Genomic DNA, 20,480 nt, shown 5'->3' with positions numbered 1-20,480 from the left:
CGGGCGCGGTCTCAGCGCCCCGCGTCCACCAGGTTCTGCCAGGCGCCGGTGCTGCGCCCCTCTTCCGCCAGGAACTCCACCAGCGTCGGCAAGGCGGCGTCCATCGGCCGGTTGGCCTGGATCCGCATCACGTAGCCCCAGGAGCCCGGCATGCGCAGGTGCGGCACCAGGGGTACCAGCCGGCCGCTGGCCAGTTCCTCGTCAATCAGCGGCGCGCGGCCCAGCGCGATGCCGACCCCGGCAGCCGCGGCTGCGGCGACCGTGCTCAGGCCGCTCAGCACCATGGGTTCCTGCCAGTCGGATTCGGCCAGGCCCAGCCGCGGACTCCAGGTGCGCCAGTCGGTCTCCGGGCTGTCGACGTGCTTTTCCTCCAGCCAGCGATGGCGCAGGAACACGCCAGGATCGCCGCGCTCGGCCGGATCGACCAGCGACGGACTGCACACGGGCACCACGGTTTCGGTCATCAACGGGATGTCGCCGGGCTCGGCGATATGCGGCCCCATGGCGCGCACGTGCAGGAACGCCAGGTCGATGTCCTGGCTTTTCCAGGCCGGGTCCTGGCTGGCGTGCAGGTACACCTGGATGTCGATGCCGGGATGCAGCTCGATGAAGCGTCCGATGCGCGGGGCCAGCCACATGGCGGCCAGCGACGGGTTGGCGGAAACGTTCAGGGTATTGCGCCGTTTGCCCCGGGCGGAGGCCCGCACGTTGCGGCAGGCGGTCTCCAGCAGGGTCAAGGCCTGTTGCACGGATGCCAACAGGTCCGCGCCCGCCGCGGTGGTTTCTGCGCGGCGCACCGTGCCGCCGCGGCGCAGCAGCGCCACCCCCAGGTCCGCCTCCAGCGCCCGCAGTTGATGGCTGACGGCGCTCTTGGTCACGTGAAGTTCGGCGGCGGCGCGGCTCAAGCTGCCCAGGCGGGCTACGGCCTCGAAGGCGCGCAAGGCCGCCAGGGGCGGCGTGTGGTTGGGAAGATCGGCCATGGGTCAAGTCTAGCTCAACCCTAGATTGAAAAACTATCGCTATCGCCGGGTCGCGGGATCGGGGACCATGCAAGCACTGAAAGGAGTTTGCTATGTATTTCGATTCGCGCCTTTGGCAGTTGACGGCGGGCTTGCGCGCCAGCATGGCGGGCGGCATTTTCCTGGGCCTGCTGGCCCTGGCCGCCGGCATCGCCCGTTACGTGTTCCTGGGCCAGTTGCTGGCCCGCGTATTCGATGGCGCACCGTCGCAGGACTGGCTCGCGCCGGCGCTGTGGGCCGCCGCCATGGTGCTGCTGCGCGCCTTCCTGGACCATTGGCGCACCGTGCAGGCCAACCGCTGCGCCGCCACCGTGCAGCATGCGCTGCGCGCGCGGCTTTATGACCGCATCGTGAGCCTGGGCCCGGCCTGGTTCGCCAACCAGCGCACGGGCGGCGTGATGCTGACGGTGGTCGACGGAGTCGAGCAGTTGCAAGCCTTCTTCGGCCAGTACCTGCCGCAAGTCGCGATCGCCGCCGCAGCGCCCTTCGCCATCTTCGCCGTGATCGCGTTCTGGGACGTGCCCACCGCGCTGGTGTTCCTGGCGGCGGCGCTGTTCGCGCTGTTCGGCCCCATGGCCGTGCACATGCTGGACCGCCGCGCCAGCCTGGCCCGCAGCAAGTCCCTGAACGATTTCGGCGAGGACTTCCTGGACGCCGTGCAGGGCCTGCCCACGCTGAAGTCCTATGGCCAGGGCAAGGCCTGGGGCCAGCGGCTGGCCGCCCGCGCCCGCAGCCTGTCCGACAACACCTTCTGGGTGCTTTCCGTCAGCCTCTTGACGCGCGGCATCAGCGACCTGGGCGTGGCCCTGGGCGCGGCGCTGGCGCTGACGCTGGGCGCCTGGCGCGTGGCCCACGGCGACATGAGCGTGGAAGCCCTGCTGATCGTGCTGATGGCCGGCACCGAGATCTTCCGCCCGCTGCGCGACCTGCGCTCGGTACTGCACCGGGGCATGCTGGGCCAGTCGGCCGCCGCCAGCATCCATGCGCTGACGGATGCGCAGCCGCTGACACCCGCCCCCGCCGCCGGCGGCAAGACCCCGGGCCGGCTCGCGCCCACCATCGAATTCGACAACGTGGCGTTTTCCTACACCCCCGAGCGCCGCGCCCACCAGGGCTTGAGCTTCCGGATCGCGGCGGGCGAACGCGTCGGCGTGGTCGGCCCCAGCGGCGCCGGCAAGTCGACCATCGTGCGCCTGCTGCTGCGCGAATGCCTGCCCCAATCCGGCAGCATCCGCATCGGCGGCCATGACGTGAACGAACTGGATACGCAGGCACTGCTTTCGCACATCGCGCTGGTAAGCCAGGACATCACGCTGTTCCATGGCACCATCGACGACAACCTGCGGCTGGGCCGCCCCGACGCCACCCACGAACAGGTGCGCGCCGCCGCCCGCGCCGCCAATATCGACGACTTCATCATGGCGCTGCCTGAGGGCTACGCCACCCGCATCGGCGAGCGCGGCCTGCAGCTGTCCGGCGGCCAGCGCCAGCGCGTGGCGATCGCCCGCGCGCTGTTGCGCGACGCGCCCATCCTGATCCTGGATGAGGCGCTGTCGTCGGTGGATACGGAAAACGAAGCGCTGATCCAGCAGGCGCTGGACCGCCTGATGGCCGGCCGCACGACCTTGATCCTGGCCCACCGCCTGGCCAGCGTCATCGGCGCCGACCGCTGCCTGGTGCTGGACCAGGGCCGGGTCGCGGAGGAAGGACCGCACGCAGAACTGATGCGGCAAAACGGCCTGTACTACCGCCTGATGCACGAACAGGCGGCCGCGCACCGCAATCCGTCGGCGGGATCGCCTGCCTCCGCCGCTGCCGTCCCCGCGGAAACGACCGACCGCAACGCCTCCGGCGAAGAATCCGGCGCGCAAGGCCCGGCCCTGCGCTCGCTGGACGCGGACGCGGTCCAGGTCGGCTGGCGCGCCACGCTCGGCACCCTGCTCTCGGTGGTGCGGCCGTGGCGCGGCACGCTGACCGCCACGATCCTGCTGGGCGTAGCGCGGGTCGCGGCCTACATCGGCGTGGGCGTGTTCAGCGCGCTGATCGTCGCCGCCATCCGCGACGGCCGCGACTACTCGGCCCTGATAGCGGGCCTGCTGGTCGCCGCGCCGCTGGCCGCGCTGTTCCACTGGCTCGAATCCTGGCTGGCCCACGCCATGGCGTACCAGCTGCTGGCCGACATGCGGGTCAAGCTCTACGACAAGCTGGAGCGCCTGGCCCCGGCTTACCTGTTGCAGCGCCGCTCCGGCGACCTGGTGGCGCTAGCCACCCAGGACGTGGAAATGGTGGAGTACTTCTACGCGCACACCATCGCCCCAGCCATCGTCTCGGTCCTGGTGCCGCTGTCGGTGCTGGGTTTCCTGGGCGTCTACAGCTGGCCGGTGGCGCTGGCGCTGCTGCCCTTCCTGGCCTATGCGCTGGTGTCGCCGGTGCGCGGACGCCGCAAGGTCGACGCGCTGGGCGACAAGGCGCGCGAGGCGCTGGGCGAGATGAGCGCCCACACCACCGACACCATCCAGGGCCTGGCCGACCTGACCGCCTTCCAGGCCACCGGCCGCCGGCGCGATGAATTCCTGCGGGTGGCGGACCATTACCGTACGCGCCGCCTGGACATCCTGGACGACCTGTCGCGCCAGACCGCGGGCTTTGAAATCGCGATGGGCCTGGGCGGCCTGGCGGTGGCCGTCGTGGGCGCGCTGCAGGTATCGGCCGGCGCGCTGTCGGCCGGCATGCTGCCTTTGCTGGTGCTGATCGCCCTGGCGACCTTCTTGCCAGTCTCCGAGATCTCGCAGGTCAGCCGGCAATTGGCGGACACCATCGCCGCCACCCGCCGCCTGCATGTGGTCGCCAACGAGCCCGAACCCGTGACCGACGGACCGCTGCCGGCGCCCGTCTCCGCCCACGGCCTGTCGCTGGCCTTCGACCACGTGAGCTTCGCTTATCCAGGCAAGACCGCGGACACCTTGCGCGACCTGAGCTTCAAGGTGCCGGCCGGCGCCACCGTGGCGGTGGTGGGCGCATCGGGCGCGGGCAAGAGCACCGTGGCCAGCCTGCTGCTGCGCTTCTGGGATCCGCGCGCGGGACAGGTCAAGCTCGATGGCGTGGACCTGCGGGAACTGCAGCTGGACGGCCTGCGCGAACGCGTAGCGCTGGTGACGCAGGACACCTATCTGTTCAACGACACGCTGGAAGGCAACATCCGCCTGGCCCGCCCCGAAGCCAGCCCCGAGGACCTGGCGCGCGCGCTGGAACAGGCTGCGCTGGCGGACTTCGTGCGCGCCCTGCCGGAAGGCCTGGCGACGCGCGTGGGCGAACGCGGCATGCAGCTATCCGGCGGCCAGCGCCAACGCATCTCGATTGCCCGCGCCTTCCTGAAGAACGCGCCCGTGCTGATCCTGGACGAAGCCACCTCGCACCTGGACACCTTGTCGGAAATGCAGGTGCGCGGCGCGCTGGACGTGCTGATGCGCCATCGGACCACGCTGGTCATCGCGCACCGCCTGTCGACGATACGCGATGCCGACCTGATCCTGGTGCTGGATCGCGGCACGCTGGCGGAGGCCGGCACGCACGACCAGTTGCTCAGACGGCAAGGGGTCTATGCGCGCCTGGCCAGCCACCAGGGCGGCTACGCCGTCAATAGCGCAACGTCTCTACCGACTTAGCGTTGGCGCGCACTTCCGCATCCGTGAACCAGACCCGCTTGTTGCCGAAGCTGGTGTACAGGTCGAACTGGTCGCGGATGTGGGGCGACGGCGTGCCGTCCGGGGCGACAAAACCGCTTTGCCCCGGCGCCACCACGTCCACCGCGCGCACGCCTTTGCCATCGAACACCGTCATGTTGTTCTCGGTGCCGCGGTTCTGCGTGGCCGCAAAGCTCAGCACCGCCTTGTCATCCGCCTGCGGCACGCCCAGGAAATTCTTGGGCGCGAACACCATGGGCGGCGCGGGTATGCGCCAGCTTGCCGGATCCTGGCCGTAGGTCTTCTGCAAGGCCGCCAGCGCATCGTCCAGCGCGGCCAGGCTCACGTCCCGCGGCCGCTGGCCATTGAAGAAGTCGTACTTCTGCGGCACGCCCGAATCGCGGCCGGCCAACGCGTTGAACAGCGCCTTCACCCCCACCGTCAGGTTGACCGAACCCGTGGCGGGCGCCGCCTGCGTCGGATAGCCGGTGGCGCTGTACCACTTGAAGAAGTCCGCTGGCATCTCGTCGGCCAGCGTGCGCTTGAGCATGGCGCGCAGCCAGGCGTCCATCACGGCAGGTCCCGCGTTGTCGTAGTAGCCGGCCTGCTTGTCGCTGGTGGCCATGCCGTCCCAGGACGCCAGCCCCGCAACCAGCCCGGCCCGCGCATCGTCCGCCGGCAAGCCCTGCACCGCCTGCTGCAGATACGGCAGGAAGTGGCGGCGGTTGACGTCGGCATAGCTGGTGGTGCGGATCAGGTCCCACATCTGCTGCGCGCTGACCTTGCCGCCGTTGGCCGTCATGGCTTTCAGGCGGGTCTCGATCTCGGCGTAGCGGTCGGCCTGGCCCCACACGATGGCGAACAGGTCGGTGGACGGATAACCGCGCATGGGCTGGTTGTTCCAGTTGGCGATGAAGCCCTGGCGCGGGTTGTAGACCTGCGGATTGGTCGAGAACGGCAGCATGCCGTCCCAGTCCATCTCGCCCGTGCCCGGCACGGGCAGGCGCGGATCATGGCCCGGACGGCGCTTGGGATAGAAGCCCGTGTGCGCGTAGCCGATGTTGCCCTTGTCGTCGGCGTAGTACCAGTTGATGGTCAGCGCGTGCCGCGCCGCCTGCTGCTTCCACTGGTCCCAGTTGCGCGACTGCGCCTTGTGGGTCCAGGCCATCAGCGATTGCAGCTCATAGCCTTCCCAGGCGCGCGCCTTGGCATAGGCCACGTGCTGCTTGTCGTCGAACTTGGTGACGATGCCGTGCACCGTGCGGTACACGTCCATCACCACCGGCTGCCCATCCTTGACCTCGATGAGCTCGGTGCGCTTTTCCATCGTCTTCCAGACGCCGTCGTGGAAGTAGCGGGTGCGGTCGTTCGGGTCGAGCTTTTCGGCGTAGATGTCCACGTCGTCGCCAAAGCCCGCGGTCGAGCCCCAGGTCACGTGCGCATTGTGGCCGAACAGGATGCTGGGATAGGCGAACGGCGTGTTGCCCACCACGTCGAAACCCGCGCCGTGCAGGCCGATGCCGTAGGTGTAGGCGGGATTCCACCAGCCGAACTGCGGCCCGTTCAGCAGGATGGAACGAGCGTCCTTGGCGTGGTCGCGGCCCACGATCCACATGTTGCTGGTGGTCGGAAAACCGGCGATGCCCGGCTGCCCCGATTCCGCGAACTGCGCCAGCAGGCGCGCCGACGCGGCCGCGGGCGTCTCATCCAGCACGCCGCGCGTCTGCGGATCGCGCGCCACGCGTTCCAGCATGGGCGGCGTGCCGTCGTAGCGCGGCAGCGCATAGGACAGCCTGGCGGACGGCTTGGCGCCATCGGGCCGGTACACGCCCTCTTCCTCGGGCACGGTGGTGGGCGCGCGGCTGTCGGTCATCCAGCGCAGCTGGTTGAAGATCTGCATGGCGCGCTCGTCGCCATGCTGGTCCTTCAGGGCAGTCAGCAGCGCCAGGTTGTCGATCTCGCTGTTGGCATCGGAAAAACGATTGGCCATGGTGCCCACGAACACCATCGCCACGTCATAGGCCGTCCAGTCCGCGGGCTGGAAACGCAGATCGTTGAATTCCTTGGGCATCAGGCTGCCGGGCTCGGCCCGCACCCGCGCGATCCAGGCGTTCATGCCGGCCGCATAGCCGTCCAGGATCTGCCGCTCGGATGCGGGCAGCGCGGCCAATTGGCGCTGGATGCGCTCGGGCGAGAAATTGCCGCGGATGGATTTGTCGAACGCCACCATGGGCTGGCCCAGCACCTCGGCCACGCGGCCCTGGGTACTGCGCCGCGCCATTTCCATCTGGAACAGGCGGTCCTGCGCCACCGCATAGCCGTAGCCATAGAAAATGCCGTACACGGTGTTGGCGTACACATGGGGCATGCCATAGCCGTCGCGCCGGATCGTGACCTGGCCGCTGGCCGCGCCGGCCGGACGCAACGCGGCCTCGGACTGCTTCTGAGCGTGCTGCTGGACTTCCTGGGCATGGGCTTGGGCGCCCATGGCCGCGCAGGCCGCCAGGATGGCGGCCGACAACAAGTGCTGCTTCATTCGAATCTGTCTCCGTATTTGACGAGCCGCGCCGCGGTGCGAGCCCCGGGCACGGTTTGCGGCGCCTCTGCGGGCGTCGTCTGGGACCATGATACGAACAGCCTATTTATAATTCCAATGCATTTATTTCATAGTATTTATGCGGCTTGGACATGGATTTCCAGAAACTCAAACACCTGCTGGCGGTGGTCGAACACGGCACTTACTCGCGCGCCGCAGAGGCGGTCAACCTGTCGCAACCGGCGCTCAGCCGCAGCATCCAGGCGCTCGAAGCCGAACTGGGCCTGCCTCTGCTCGACCGCGGCACCCGTCGCGTGCGCCTCACGCCCTACGGCGCCTGCGTGGCCGAACGCGCGCGCCGCATGCGCTTCGAAGAAGCGGAGCTGCAGCGCGAACTGAAAACACTGCACAGCGGCGAATCGGGCACGCTGTCCATCGGCCTGAGCCCGGCGCCCGCATCGCTGCTGCTGTCGCCCTTCCTGGCCCACATGGCAGAGCGCCATCCCCAGGTACGCGTGGGCGTCGAACTGGGCGCCACCGCCGCCTTGCTGGAAATGCTGCGCGACGAACGCATCGACGCCATGGTCTGCGACGCCCGCATGCTGTATGACGCGGCCGACCTGGAAACCCGCGCCCTGCCCCCGCTGCGCGCGGGCCTGGTGTGTCGCAGGGGCCATCCCATCCTTGCCCACAAGCGGCCCGGCATAGAACAGGTCCGCCAGTACCCCGTGGCATCCACCACTCTCAGCCCGGAAGTCTCGCTGCGGCTCGCGGAAACCCTGGGGCCGGGCGGCGCGCCGGAACAAATGGTCACCCACCGCTGCGAGAATCTGGACGCGCTGGTGGAACTGGCGCTGCGCACGGACGCCTTGCTGCTGGGCGTGATCTGCGTCACGCGGCAGCAGCAGGAAGCCGGGCTGCTGGTCGAAGTGCCGATCCCGTCCGACCCGCAACGCCAGGGGCACTATGCGCTGGCCCGGCTGGCGGGGCGCACTCCGTTGACGGCACAGGATGCGCTGTATGAGTTCACCCGGGAATGTTGGAACGGATTCTTGGCGCCTATCGGCGCGTCGCCAGCCTGAAAAGGACGAAGCTGAGCAGCGCAGCCGCAATGTTGTAAAGCATGGCCGCCGCCAGCGCGCCTCCGTAGATCGATGCGCCGTCGCTGGCGGGCAAGCTCCCCGCGGCCTCAAGCATCGTGAAGATGACGCCGCCCACTACCGCCACGCCCGCGGAAGTCCCGACGACTTGCAAGGTGCTGAGCATGCCGGAAGCCATGCCGGCCTGTTCCTCCTGCACCGCCCCCAGAATGGCGTTGAATGCCAGCGGGATCACCAGCCCTTGCCCCGCGCCATTCAGCACCAGTGACGCCACCAACAGCGCCAGATTCTGGGGCTGCGTGGCGGCGGTAGCCGCGGACAGCGCCAAGCCCGCGGTAAAGACCAGCACACCGAACAGCAGCGCCCCGCGTCCATAGCGGGTGGCCAGTTTCGGACCGGCAAGCGACGCGCCAAAGAACGCCAGCGCCGAAGGCGTGAACACGGCGCCCGCCGCCAGCGGCGCGAACCCCAGCCCGAACTGCAACAGCAGCGTCAACGCGAAGAAGAACGAACTGATGGCTGAAAAAAAGAAAAACACCGCGCCTATGCCTGCCACGAATGGCCGGTTGGCAAACAAGCCCATATCCAGCACAGGCACGCCACCGCGCCGGGCCAGCGCTTTCTCATAGCGGACGAAATACGCCAGCACACCCAACGCCAGCACGGGCCCCGCAAGCGACCACCAGGGCCATCCATGCTCTCGTCCCTCCATGACAGGCACCAGGATCAGGGCCAGCCCGGCAGCGCCCGCAAGCGCGCCGCGCAGGTCCACCCGCGTCGGAACCGGCGCGCGCCATTCGGGAAGCGCCCGCCGCCCCGCCAGCAACGCGGCAATGCCGATCGGGACGTTGATGAGAAACACCAGCCGCCACCCCAAGTCCAGCGGATTCAGCGTGATGAGCATGCCGCCCAGCAACTGCGAAATGCTTGCGGCCACGCCCTGCACCGCGCCCATGATGCCGAACGCGCGCCTGCGCGCCTCGCCCTCGAACACCACTCTTATCGAAGCCAGCACTTGCGGCATCAGCACGCCCGCCCCCACGCCCTGCAGGGCGCGCGCCAGGATGAGCTGCCACGGCGTGACCGCCAACCCGCATAACGCCGAAGCCACGGTGAACAGCCCCATGCCCGCCAGGAACAAGCGCCGCCGCCCGAACAGGTCGCCCAAACGCGCGCCATTGATCAGGCACAAGCCATAAGCCAAAGCGTAAGCCACCACGATCAGCTGCAAATCGGTATCCGATGCCGACAAGCCGCTCTGGATGCTGGGCAATGCGACATTGACGATGAAGAGATCCAGGATCGTCACGAAGTTGCCCGTCAACAGCACAGCGAGGGCGCGCCAGGGGCGGTTCTTTTCAGCTTGCAGCGCAAATTCAGCGTTCATTCTTCACATTTATATATGTACGATCGTATTTATAGTATCGTGAAAGAATGAAACCCGTGCAAGCAGAAAAACAAGGTCCGATGAAACCGTTGCCCCCCTCTCCCCCACCCGATGGCCGCCGCTTGCGCGGCGAGCGCGCGCGAGCCCGCGTGCTCGACGAAGCCGTAAAGCTCCTCTCCGTCGAAGGACTGGGCGGCCTGACCTTCGGCCAGGTGGCCGACTTGGCTGAAGTGGGAAAAAGCAATCTTCAGGTTCTGTTCGGCGACAAGGAAAACCTGCAACTGGCGGCCTTGGCCCATGCGATAGGCCTGTACCAGACCCAGGTTGTCGAGCCAGCCATGCGCAAGCGCACGCCGCTGACGCGGCTGCGCGCCCTGATGAACGGCTGGTTCGACTTCGTGGAAACCCGCCAGCTTCCGGGCGGCTGCGTCATCACCGCGGTAAGCAGCGAATATCGTGCGCGTCCCGGCCCCTTGCGCGACGCCATCCAGCAATACCGCGAAGCAGGACGCACGCGTCTTTACGGATTGATCCGCGAGGCCCGGGCGCAGGGACAAATCGCAGCCGACGCCGACGAGGCGAAACTGGTCATGGAGCTGCTGGCCTACCAGGCATATGCCAACGTCGCCGCGTCGATGGACGACCATGCGGAGTTCGGCCGCGCCAAGGCGGCTGCCATGGAAGTGCTTGCAAAAGCGGCTCGCTGACAACGGCGAACCCGGGTTCCGGCCAGACCGCCTACGCTTTCTTGCGGCCCGGTTCTTGCGCCACCGCCTGCATGCTCAACCAATGTGCAACCGCCTGGACAGGCGCCGAGGGCGGCCGGTCGGCGGGCATGGCCAGATGGTAGGTATGCCCGGCGATCTCCGGGCCGAAGGGCTGCACCAGATGGCCCGCTTCCAATTCTTCGGCGATCAACGCCAGGCTGACCAGCGCCACGCCATGGCCGGCGACGGCGGCCTGTATGGCGTGGCCTTCATCGGAAAAGCGCAACTGGCCCGCCTGCCGCGGCAAGGAACGCTGCGCGACCGCGAACCAGCGCTCCCAGGTCGGATTGTCCGGATGGGACCATTTCCAGTTGAAACGGATCAAGGGCACGCCGGCCAGATCGTCCGGCGATGCCACGCCCAGCCGCGGATTCGCCACGGGCGCGAAGCGGTCCGTGAACAGCGGCTGCGCGACGAGGCCCGGATACGGCCCGCGGCCATAGCGGATCGCGATGTCGACCGCGGCCGATCGCAGATCGACCACGTCGTCGCTGGCTTGCAACTGTAGATCGATGCCCGGATGCTTGCTGCGGAAATCCGCCATGCGCGGCACCAGCCATTTCACCGTGAACGCGTTGGTCGCGGAGATGGTCACCTGCATCCGCGTGCGCTGCTGCGTCAAACGCGCCAGCGCCGCCTCGAAGGCATCGAAACCATCCCGCAGCACAGGATAGAGCTGTGCGCCCGCCTCAGTCAGCGACACCCTGCGCACGTGGCGATCGAACAGCGCCAGCCCGGTCTGCGCTTCCAACGCGCGGATCTGATGGCTGACGGCGGTCGGCGTGACGGCCAGTTCCTCGGCGGCGGCCTTGAAACTGCCCAGGCGCGCGGCGGCCTCGAATACGCGCAGTCCAGAGAGCGGAAGAGATCGGCGTTGCATGGTCATGGATGAGATTTTCTCATCTTATAGCTGATAAATGAACCTTTGTCAGCGTCCCGGCAGATTCCTACATTTACGGCATGGACCAGCGATTCTCGCGCTGATTCACAGATCAACCATAAATGAAGGAAATCGCATCATGCTACAGCGCGTCATCACCCAGCCCGACAACTACGAACCCTTCCTGCTGTCGCAAGGCATCCAGTTCGGCAATCTGCTGTTCATCTCCGGCCAGGCTGGCGCCGGCGATGACGGCAAGATCGTCGAGGGCGGCTTTCTGGCCCAGGGCGAACAAGCCTTCCTGAACTTGCGCCGCGCGCTCGAAGCCGGCGGCTCCAGCCTGAAGGACGTCATCAAGGTGACCATCTTCGTCACCGACATGGGGCACTTCCAGGACGTGGTCACGCTGCGCCGCCGCCACTTCTCGGCTCCCTACCCCGCCGACACGATCGCCGAGATCAAGGCGCTCTACGACCCGGCCGCCATGATCGAGATCGAGGCCATCGCGGCCGTCCGTCCGCAGGAGGGCCGTTGACATGGGCGCGCTCGACTATCGTACGAACGACGCGGCGCAGGCCGGACTGTTCACGCCGCTGCAGCTGGAAAGGGGCTTGACCCTGGCCAATCGTCTCGCCGTCGCCCCCATGACCCGCGTCAGCGCCACGGAAGATGGCCGCGCCACGCCGCAGATGGCCGATTACTACGCAGCCTTCGCGGCCGGCGGCTTCGGCCTGGTGATCACCGAGGGCATCTACACCGACCGGGCGCATGCGCAGGGCTACCTGTTCCAACCCGGCCTGACCGACGAGGCCCAGCGCGACGCCTGGCGCCCCGTGGTCGACCGTGTGCATGCGCACGGCGGCCGCATCATCGCGCAGCTCATGCACGCGGGTGCGCTGTCGCAGGGCAACCCATACCGCGGCACGACGAAGGGTCCCTCGGCCGTACAGCCCAAGGGACAGCAGATGGCGTTCTATCGGGGCGATGGGCCGTACCGGACGCCTGAAGCCATGTCGGACGTGGACATCGCGGAGGCCATCGACGGCTTTGCCCAGGCCGCGCGCCGGGCGCAGGAGGCCGGCTTCGACGGCGTCGAGATACACGGCGCCAACGGCTACCTGCTGGACCAGTTCCTCACCACCCACACCAATCTGCGCACAGACCGCTATGGCGGCAACCTGGACAACCGGCTGCGCTTGACGCTGGAAGTCATCCAGGCCGTACGCCAGGCTACGGGGCAGCGCTATGTCGTGGGCGTGCGCAGCTCCCAGGGCAAGGTCAATGACTTCACCCACAAGTGGGAAGGCGGCGAGGCGGATGCGGCGCAGATCTACCGCACGCTGGGCGCCCAGCCCATCGACTACCTGCACACGACCGAGTTCGAGGCCTGGCGTCCGGCTTTTGGAGATCAGGGCCCAAGCCTCGCGGCATTGGCGCGGCGGCACGTCGCGGTCCCGGTGCTGGCCAACGGATCGTTGCATGACCCGATGGCGGCCAACGGGATGATGGCGCGGGAGGAAGCGGACTTCGTTTCGCTCGGGCGCGGCGCGCTGACGCATGCCGATTGGCCCGCAAGATTGCGCGCGGGCGCGGCGATGGAGAGTTTTGATCGGGGGTTGCTGGCGCCGATTGCGGATCTGGCCAATGCGGCGCGGCATCGCGAGGCACGCCCGGAATGATGATCCTATACAATTAGCAATCATTCCCATTAGCGTTTGAACGGAAGCCCCCTTGCCTAGCGCCGACTTTGCCTCCTCCGACGATTTCGTCAGCCTGTATCGAGAGCATCACGGCTGGCTCGTGCAGATGCTGCGCCGCCGGCTCAGCGGCAACACCGAAAACGCCGCGGACCTGGCGCACGACACCTTCGAACGCGTCATGCGCAGCGAGTCGCGCGCGGCGTTCGCCGAGCCGCGCGGTTTCCTCACCACCGTCGCCAAGCGCCTCCTTATCGACCAGTCGCGCCGCCGCGCGGTGGAACAGGCCTATCTGGAAACGCTGGCCTCGCGCAGCGAGGCCGTCGAGCCTAGTCCCGAAACGCATGCGCTGGTGATGGAGGCGCTGAACGCCGTATGCCGCATGCTGGAGCAGTTGCCGCCGCGGGCGCGCCGGGTCTTCGTGCTGGCGCAGGTGGAAGGCCTGCCCTACCGCGACATCGCCCAGCAGCTCGACATTTCGGTGGCGGCCGTGCAGCGCGACATCGTCAAGGCCTGGGAGCATTGCTACGCGGTGCTGTACGCATGAGCGCCGCCCAAGCCGAACGGCTGCATCCCGACATCATCAAGCAGGCGGCGCTCTGGATGATGCGGACCGGGGACGCGCCCGATGCGGCCACGCAAGCCGCCTGTGCGGCTTGGCGTCAGGCAGACGCGCGCCACGAACTGGCTTGGCAGCGCCTGCAGGGCATCGGGCGCGAGGTCCACACCATCAACACCGGCAAGGTGTCCGAAGGCGCCGCCAGCCAGACCATCCTGCGTTACTGCGAGCAGCGTTCGCGCCGCAGCGTCATGAAATGGGCCACGGGCGGCATCTGCCTGGGCACGCTGGCATGGGCGGGCGCGCGCGAAGGCTGGTGGGAAGGCAGCACCGTCTATCGCACCGCCACCGGCGAGCAGCGGACCATGACCCTGACTGACGGCACCCTCTTGACGCTGAACACCGACACTGCCGTGGCGTTGCGCTACGACGCGCAGCAACGCCGCGTCACGCTGCGCAGCGGAGAAATCCTGATCGCGACGGGCGCGGATGGCGCCGGACGCCCCTTCAGCGTGCAGACCCGGCACGGCCTGCTCACGCCGCTGGGCACGCGCTTTACCGTCCGCCAGCTGGACGACAGCGATGGCTCGACGCGTCTTGCCGTCTTTGAAGGGGCTGTGCGCGTGGATCCCGCCGGGCGGGTCGTGCATGCCGGCGAACAGGCGGAATTCGACGGACGCACGCTGGCTCCCGCAATCCGTGTCGACGGCACGGAGCCTGCCTGGGCCGCCGGCATGCTGGTCGCGAACCGCATGCGGCTGGACCAGTTCCTCGCGGAACTGGGGCGCTACCGCGTCGGCATCCTGCGTTGCGACCCCAGGGTGGCGGACCTCGAAGTCACCGGGGCGTTCCGCATCGACGACACCGACCGGGCGCTGGAAGTCCTGGCCGGCGTGCTGGACCTGAGGCTGCGATACCGCACGCGCTACTGGGTCAGCGTCGATCGCGCCTGACGTGCAGAGCCTCAGCCTGGGCGATCTTCCAGGAAATTTGTAACGACGGCGAAGATTTTCGGATGTGGTTCGTTAGACATAGAGACAGACCCGAGGCGCCCGCGGTCTGGCCTTACCCATCGACGAACCAGGAAGCCCTCATGGCAGCACGCCATACACCCTCTACTCTTGCCGCGCCCCAGACCCCCGGGGTAGTCCCGGCGCGCTTGCGCCTTGCCGTCCATCTGGCCTTGGCCGCAATGGCCCCGCTCGCCGCGCCCGCCGTGTCCTGGGCCCAGCCCGCGACCGCGCAAGGGGTCGCCTTCGCCATCGCCCCCACGACGCTGGACGAAGCGCTGGGCCAGTTCGGAGTCGCCGCCAACGTCACCGTGGCCGCGTCGCCGACGCTGACCCGCGGGGTGATGACGCAAGGGCTTAGCGGCCGCTACACCGCGGAACAGGGCCTCACGCGCCTGCTCGCAGGCACGGGCCTGCAAGCCGTGGCCAACGCCAACGGAGAGGGTTATCACCTGCGCCGCATTCCGCAGGGCGACGCGACCACGCTCGCGCCAGTCACGGTGACAGGCATGGCCGACCCGGCCGTCACCGAAGGCACGGGCAGCTATACCAGCGGGTTCGTGACCATAGGCAAGGGCGAGCAGACCCTGAAAGAGATTCCGCAATCGGTCACGGTGGTGACGCGCCAGCGCATGGACGACCAGAACGCCAACACGCTGGACGACGTGCTGGCCAATAGCACCGGCATGACGCTCTACAAGAGCCCGATGGGCGGCAACTACGTGTTCTCGCGCGGCTTCCGCGTCGACAGCTACCAGTTCGACGGCGTCAACCGCGCGTTCTATTACCCCCAGGCCAACAGCTTCACCAGCAGCACCGTGATCCTGGACCGCGTCGAAATCATCCGCGGCGCCACCGGCCTGTTGCAGGGCGCCGGCTCGCCCAGCGCCGCGGTCAACCTGGTGCGCAAGCGCCCGCTGGCCGAAAACCAGGTGCAGTTGTTAGCCAGCGGCGGCTCCTGGAACAACTACCGCGCCGACATCGATGCGACCGGCCCCTTGAACGCGTCGGGCTCCCTTCGCGGACGCGCCGTGGCCAGCTACAACGATCGGGACTACTTCTACGACAACGCCGACAGCCGCACCGGCGTGCTGTATGGCGTACTCAGCTACGACCTGGGCCCCGCCACCACCTTGACCGGCGGCGTCAGCTACGAAGAACTGCGATCCACGCCGTTCTTCCACGGCCTGCCCCACTACACCAACGGCGACGACATCGGGCTGAAGCGTTCGACTTCGCTCTCGCAAGACTGGAACCGCTGGAACGGCAAGCAGACCACCGTGTTCGCCGAGCTTGCGCACCGCTTCAACCAGGACTGGTCGCTGAAACTCACCGGGACTTCTACCCAGGAGTCCAACGATTCCAAATACGCCTTCACCGAAGGCGCGGTCAATCCGGCCACCGGACTGGGGCCGACGATGTACGCCGGCATCTTCGATTTCTCCACGCACAACAAGGCGCTCAACCTGGATGTGGACGGCGCGTTTGAGGCGCTGGGCCGCAAGCATTCGATCAGCGTGGGCGCCAGCATCAACGAACTGACCAGCAAGAACGATTTCGCGACCGCGCGACTGAACCGCGCCGTAAACGTCTGGGACCCGGATCACCATGTGCCCGAACCCACCGACGACTGGCTGCGCGAGAATGCCTACCGCGGCGCCGCGACCGTCATCACGATGAAGCAGACCGGCGTCTACGGCGTCGGCCGCTTCAAGCTGGCCGATCCGTTGACGCTGGTGGCGGGCGCCCGCGTCAGCTGGTACGAGAACACCGGCAAGTACCGCGACGACGGCAAGCAGTACACCGACCCCTACAAGGAAAACGGCGTCGTCACACCGTACGGCGGCCTGATCTACGCCTTCAATCCCCAGTGGTCCGGCTATGTCAGCTTTGCGGAAATCTTCGAGCCGCAGAACGCCGTGGACGCGTCGGGCCAGATACTCGACCCCATCATGGGCAAGAACTACGAAGCAGGCATCAAGGGCGAGCTGCTCGATGGCCGGGTCAACGCCTCGGTCGCTCTCTTCCGCGTCGACCAGAAGAACCGCGCCCAGCAAGACCTGGTCAGCGCATGCACCGTGGGCGACGTCTGCTATCTGTCCAGCGGCAAGGTGCGCAGCCAGGGCGTGGACGCCGAAATCAGCGGCGAGGTGGCCCCGGGCTGGCAGCTGTTTGCCGGCTACACCTTCAACACCCTCAAGTTCCTGGACGACACCGAGGTATCAAGCACCAACTTCGGCCGCACGGTAACGCCCAAGCACATCCTGCGCCTGTGGTCCGACTACCGCCTGCCCGGCGAATGGTCGGCGTGGACCTTGGGCGGCGGCGTGAACTACCAGACCGGCAGCTACACGGAAACCCGCTCGGTGCGAGTCTCGCAGGCGCCTTACGCCGTCTGGAATGCACGCATCGGCTACAAGATCAACAAGAACTGGTCGGCGGCATTGAACGTGAACAATCTCTTCGACAAGACCTACTACCAGACGATAGGCGCGCCGGGCTGGGGCAGCTTCTACGGCGAGCCCCGCAACGCGACGCTGACGGTGCGCGGGACCTTCTGATAGAGCGAAACGATTAAGTAAAATGGTTTTATCTCAATAAACCATGAATTTTCATCATGCTTGATCGTGTCCATCTATCCATCGTGCAGGAGGTCGAAAAGCAGGGTTCGCTGACTGCCGCCGCTGGCGTCCTGCACGTGACGCAGTCGGCCCTGAGCCACAGCATGAAGAAGCTGGAGCAGCAACTGGGCACCGACATCTGGCTGCGCGAAGGCCGCAGCCTGAGGCTCACGCAAGCCGGCCAATACCTGTTGGCGGTGGCCAACCGGGTATTGCCGCAACTGACCCTGGCCGAAGAACGACTGCGCCAGTTCGCCCAGGGAGAACGCGGGTCGCTGCGCATCGGCATGGAATGCCATCCCTGCTATCAATGGCTGCTGAAGATCGTCTCGCCGTATCTGGCAGCCTGGCCGGATGTGGACGTGGACGTGAAGCAGAAATTCCAGTTCGGCGGCATCGGGGCGCTGTTCGGCTACGAAATCGACCTGCTGGTCACGCCTGACCCGCTGAACAAACCCGGGCTCGTGTTCGAGCCCGTGTTCGACTACGAACAAGTGCTGGTCGTCGCCGGCAACCACCCTCTTGCCCGGGAGGAGTACGTCACTCCCAAACAGCTTGCCAACGAAGTACTGGTGGCTTATCCGGTGCCGGTAGACCGGCTCGACATCTACAACATGTTCCTGACGCCGGCCGGCATCATACCCAAGCGCCACAAGGCCATCGAGACCACCGACATCATGCTGCAAATGGTCGCCAGCGGCCGTGGGGTGGCGGCGTTGCCGCGGTGGCTGGTGCTGGAGTACGCGGACACGATGCATGTGGTGCCAGTCCGCTTGGGCAAGAAAGGCATTGCCAAACACATCTATCTGGGTGCACGCGAGGCAGATATCGGCATCGACTATCTGCGCGCATTCATTGAACAAGCGAAAAAGCCTGCCACGGCTTGATTCGCGGCTGCGGCTGCTCGCCAGGCGGTCTGATCTTCCGGCAGATCGGCCGCGCGCTCATCCATGAATCAGACTAATTGATCCATTAGATCAATTCACTTTTATTCATGGATTGCCCGACATAAACTACGCCCCCTGTACCGCCAAAGTCAAGACTGCTGAATAAAGAAAGAAAACAGGCAGCGCTGGAAAAGCAGGAAATAGACGCGGGTTTTATCTCAGGATTCAGGGCAGCAGAGCACCATGAGTAAAGAGTTTGCATTTGCCATCAAGAGCATTTGTTTCGATGAGGACTATCGTCCTTCAGACAATACGCGGATCACAACCAACTTCGCCAATCTGGCCCGGGGCACGAGTCGCCAGGAGAACCTGCGCAACACCCTCCGGATGATCGACAACCGCTTCAATGCCCTGGCGCATTGGGACAATCCCAAGGGCGACCGATACGCCGTCAACCTTGAGATCATTTCCGTCGAGATGAGCATCCCCGGCGCAAGCAGTGGCAATGCCCTCCCCTTGATCGAAATACTGAAGACGAGCATCGTCGACAAGAAGACCAACGAACGCATCGAAGGCATCGTCGGGAATAACTTTTCCTCGTACGTGCGGGATTATGACTTCAGCGTGCTGCTGCTGGAACACACCAAGAACCAGCCGGTATTCAGCGCTCCAGAGAATTTCGGAGACCTGCACGGGAAGCTGTTCAAGTGCTTTGTAAATTCAAGCACTTACAAGCAGCACTTCAGCAAGCCGCCCGTGATATGCCTGAGCGTATCGAGCAGCAAGACCTATCATCGGACTGAAAACCAGCACCCTGTACTGGGCGTTGAGTATCAGCAGGATGAATATTCCCTGACTGACGAATACTTCAAGAAGATGGGCATGAAGGTCCGCTACTTCATGCCGCCGAACAGCGCCGCGCCTTTGGCTTTTTATTTTTCCGGCGATTTGCTGAGCGACTACACCAATCTGGAGCTGATCAGCACCATCAGCACGATGGATACCTTCCAGAAGATATACCGGCCAGAGATCTACAACGCGAACTCCGCGGCAGGAAAATCCTACCAGCCCAGTTTGAAGCATCAGGATTATTCCTTGACCCGGATTGTCTACGATCGAGAGGAACGTAGCCAATTGGCTATCGAGCAGGGAAGGTTTGTCGAGGAACACTTCATCAAACCGCACCAGGCGATTCTTGAGCAGTGGTCCGCCAACTACCCTCTTTGACCAATCAAAAATATCAAGGCATCTATTGTGAAAAAATTGCTCCCTACTTCCACTGCCGGCAGCTTGCCTAAACCCTCCTGGCTTGCTGAACCCGAGAAACTCTGGTCTCCCTGGAAATTGCAGGACGAGGGCTTGGCCGAAGGCAAGCAGGATGCGCTGCGTCTGTCGCTGCAGGAACAGCAGCACGCCGGCATCGATATCGTCAGCGATGGCGAACAAACGCGTCAGCATTTCGTGACGACGTTCATCGAGCACCTGGAAGGCGTGGACTTCGAGAACCGCAAGACCGTCAGGATCCGCGACCGCTACGATGCGAGCGTGCCGACGGTTGTGGGCGCCGTGGCGCGCCGCAAGCCGGTGTTCGTCGAAGATGCCAAGTTCTTGCGCCAGCAGACCAAGCAACCGATCAAATGGGCCTTGCCGGGTCCCATGACGATGATCGATACGCTTTACGACGGCCACTATCAAAGCCGCGAAAAGCTGGCGTGGGAATTCGCCAAGATTCTCAATCAGGAAGCCAGGGAGCTGGAGGCTGCGGGTGTCGACATCATCCAGTTTGACGAGCCCGCATTCAACGTGTTCTTTGACGAGGTGAATGATTGGGGCGTGGCCACGCTGGAAAAGGCCATTGAAGGGCTCAAGTGCGAAACCGCCGTCCATATCTGCTATGGCTATGGCATCAAGGCCAATACGGATTGGAAGAAGACGCTGGGATCGGAGTGGCGGCAATACGAAGAGGCTTTTCCCAAGCTGCAAAAATCCAGTATCGACATCGTCTCGCTGGAATGCCAGAACTCGCGCGTCCCTATGGATCTGATCGAACTCATCCGGGGCAAGAAAGTGATGGTGGGCGCCATTGATGTGGCAACCAACACCATTGAAACTCCCGAGGAAGTCGCCGACACCCTGCGCAAGGCGCTTCAGTTTGTCGATGCCGACAAGCTCTATCCTTGCACCAACTGCGGCATGGCTCCCTTGTCCCGCGCAGTCGCACGAGGCAAGCTGAGCGCCTTGAGCGCCGGCGCGGAAATCGTCCGCCGGGAACTCTCGAACTGATTCCCAGGCGGAAATGGTCGTCGCGCGGCTCGCGACGACCAAATCGAGCTG

Annotated in this window: 14 protein-coding genes and 1 pseudogene; 11 read left to right on the top strand and 4 right to left on the bottom strand. The window is 65.7% G+C overall.

The features are described from left to right. Nucleotides 1-11: 11 nt before the first annotated feature. Nucleotides 12-980 (bottom strand): LysR substrate-binding domain-containing protein, encoded by a 969-nt coding sequence (locus tag IB268_RS09155; RefSeq protein ID WP_175214458.1) that lies wholly within the window; start codon nucleotides 978-980, stop codon nucleotides 12-14. Between the two features lie 92 nt (nucleotides 981-1,072). On the opposite strand from IB268_RS09155, the gene IB268_RS09150 reads away from it, so the two are divergent. Continuing rightward, complete coding sequence (locus tag IB268_RS09150) at nucleotides 1,073-4,684, top strand: ABC transporter ATP-binding protein (RefSeq protein WP_192354125.1); 3,612 nt, start codon at nucleotides 1,073-1,075, stop codon at nucleotides 4,682-4,684. Here the strand turns inward: IB268_RS09150 and IB268_RS09145 are convergent. Continuing rightward, nucleotides 4,656-7,238: a penicillin G acylase gene (locus IB268_RS09145; protein WP_192354124.1), complete on the bottom strand. Its 2,583-nt coding sequence runs from the start codon at nucleotides 7,236-7,238 to the stop codon at nucleotides 4,656-4,658. The two genes, IB268_RS09150 and IB268_RS09145, sit on opposite strands and share 29 nt — an antisense overlap. Nucleotides 7,239-7,390: 152 nt before the next feature. On the opposite strand from IB268_RS09145, the gene IB268_RS09140 reads away from it, so the two are divergent. Then, entirely contained in the window at nucleotides 7,391-8,320 is a 930-nt protein-coding gene (locus IB268_RS09140) for a LysR family transcriptional regulator (protein ID WP_192354123.1), read from the top strand. Here IB268_RS09140 and IB268_RS09135 read toward each other — a convergent pair. Continuing rightward, nucleotides 8,298-9,725, bottom strand: a complete 1,428-nt coding sequence (locus IB268_RS09135) for an MFS transporter (protein WP_192354122.1) — start codon at nucleotides 9,723-9,725, stop codon at nucleotides 8,298-8,300. The two genes, IB268_RS09140 and IB268_RS09135, sit on opposite strands and share 23 nt — an antisense overlap. A gap of 15 nt (nucleotides 9,726-9,740) precedes the next feature. Between IB268_RS09135 and IB268_RS09130 the strand changes: the two are divergent. After that, nucleotides 9,741-10,432 (top strand): annotated as a pseudogene (locus IB268_RS09130) (TetR/AcrR family transcriptional regulator). 31 nt (nucleotides 10,433-10,463) lie between these two features. On the opposite strand, the gene IB268_RS09125 reads toward IB268_RS09130, so the two are convergent. Then, complete coding sequence (locus IB268_RS09125; protein ID WP_175182278.1) at nucleotides 10,464-11,372, bottom strand: LysR substrate-binding domain-containing protein; 909 nt, start codon at nucleotides 11,370-11,372, stop codon at nucleotides 10,464-10,466. Nucleotides 11,373-11,511: 139 nt separating this feature from the next. Here IB268_RS09125 and IB268_RS09120 point away from each other — a divergent pair, with 139 nt between their 5' ends. The 8 genes from IB268_RS09120 to IB268_RS09085 all read left to right on the top strand — a co-directional run bounded on the left by IB268_RS09120 (nucleotide 11,512) and on the right by IB268_RS09085 (nucleotide 20,429). After that, on the top strand, nucleotides 11,512-11,907 hold the full coding sequence (locus tag IB268_RS09120; RefSeq protein ID WP_054456521.1) for a RidA family protein: 396 nt from the start codon (nucleotides 11,512-11,514) through the stop codon (nucleotides 11,905-11,907). 1 nt (nucleotide 11,908) lies between these two features. Then, nucleotides 11,909-13,051 (top strand): NADH:flavin oxidoreductase, encoded by a 1,143-nt coding sequence (locus tag IB268_RS09115; protein ID WP_054456520.1) that lies wholly within the window; start codon nucleotides 11,909-11,911, stop codon nucleotides 13,049-13,051. Between the two features lie 52 nt (nucleotides 13,052-13,103). Next, the gene (locus IB268_RS09110) at nucleotides 13,104-13,616 is read left to right on the top strand and encodes a sigma-70 family RNA polymerase sigma factor (protein ID WP_054456519.1); all 513 of its coding nucleotides are present in this window, start codon (nucleotides 13,104-13,106) and stop codon (nucleotides 13,614-13,616) included. Continuing rightward, entirely contained in the window at nucleotides 13,613-14,581 is a 969-nt protein-coding gene (locus tag IB268_RS09105) for a FecR domain-containing protein (protein ID WP_054456518.1), read from the top strand. Before IB268_RS09110 ends, IB268_RS09105 begins: the two co-directional genes overlap by 4 nt. Nucleotides 14,582-14,820: 239 nt before the next feature. Then, a complete protein-coding gene (locus IB268_RS09100) occupies nucleotides 14,821-17,199 on the top strand; it encodes a TonB-dependent receptor (protein WP_225591344.1) in 2,379 nt (792 codons plus the stop codon). Nucleotides 17,200-17,255: 56 nt separating this feature from the next. Further along, nucleotides 17,256-18,146 (top strand): LysR family transcriptional regulator, encoded by an 891-nt coding sequence (locus tag IB268_RS09095; protein WP_054456516.1) that lies wholly within the window; start codon nucleotides 17,256-17,258, stop codon nucleotides 18,144-18,146. A 243-nt stretch (nucleotides 18,147-18,389) separates the two neighbouring features. Further along, nucleotides 18,390-19,373, top strand: a complete 984-nt coding sequence (locus tag IB268_RS09090) for a DUF1852 domain-containing protein (RefSeq protein ID WP_054456515.1) — start codon at nucleotides 18,390-18,392, stop codon at nucleotides 19,371-19,373. A 27-nt stretch (nucleotides 19,374-19,400) separates the two neighbouring features. Beyond that, complete coding sequence (locus IB268_RS09085; RefSeq protein WP_118933039.1) at nucleotides 19,401-20,429, top strand: methionine synthase; 1,029 nt, start codon at nucleotides 19,401-19,403, stop codon at nucleotides 20,427-20,429. The last annotated feature ends 51 nt before the right edge of the window (nucleotides 20,430-20,480 follow it).

Source organism: Achromobacter sp. ACM01 (genome assembly GCF_014851745.1).
In the GTDB taxonomy this organism is placed as follows: Bacteria; Pseudomonadota; Gammaproteobacteria; order Burkholderiales; family Burkholderiaceae_B; genus Achromobacter; species Achromobacter aegrifaciens.
This window is presented reverse-complemented; position numbering and strand designations above follow the sequence as displayed.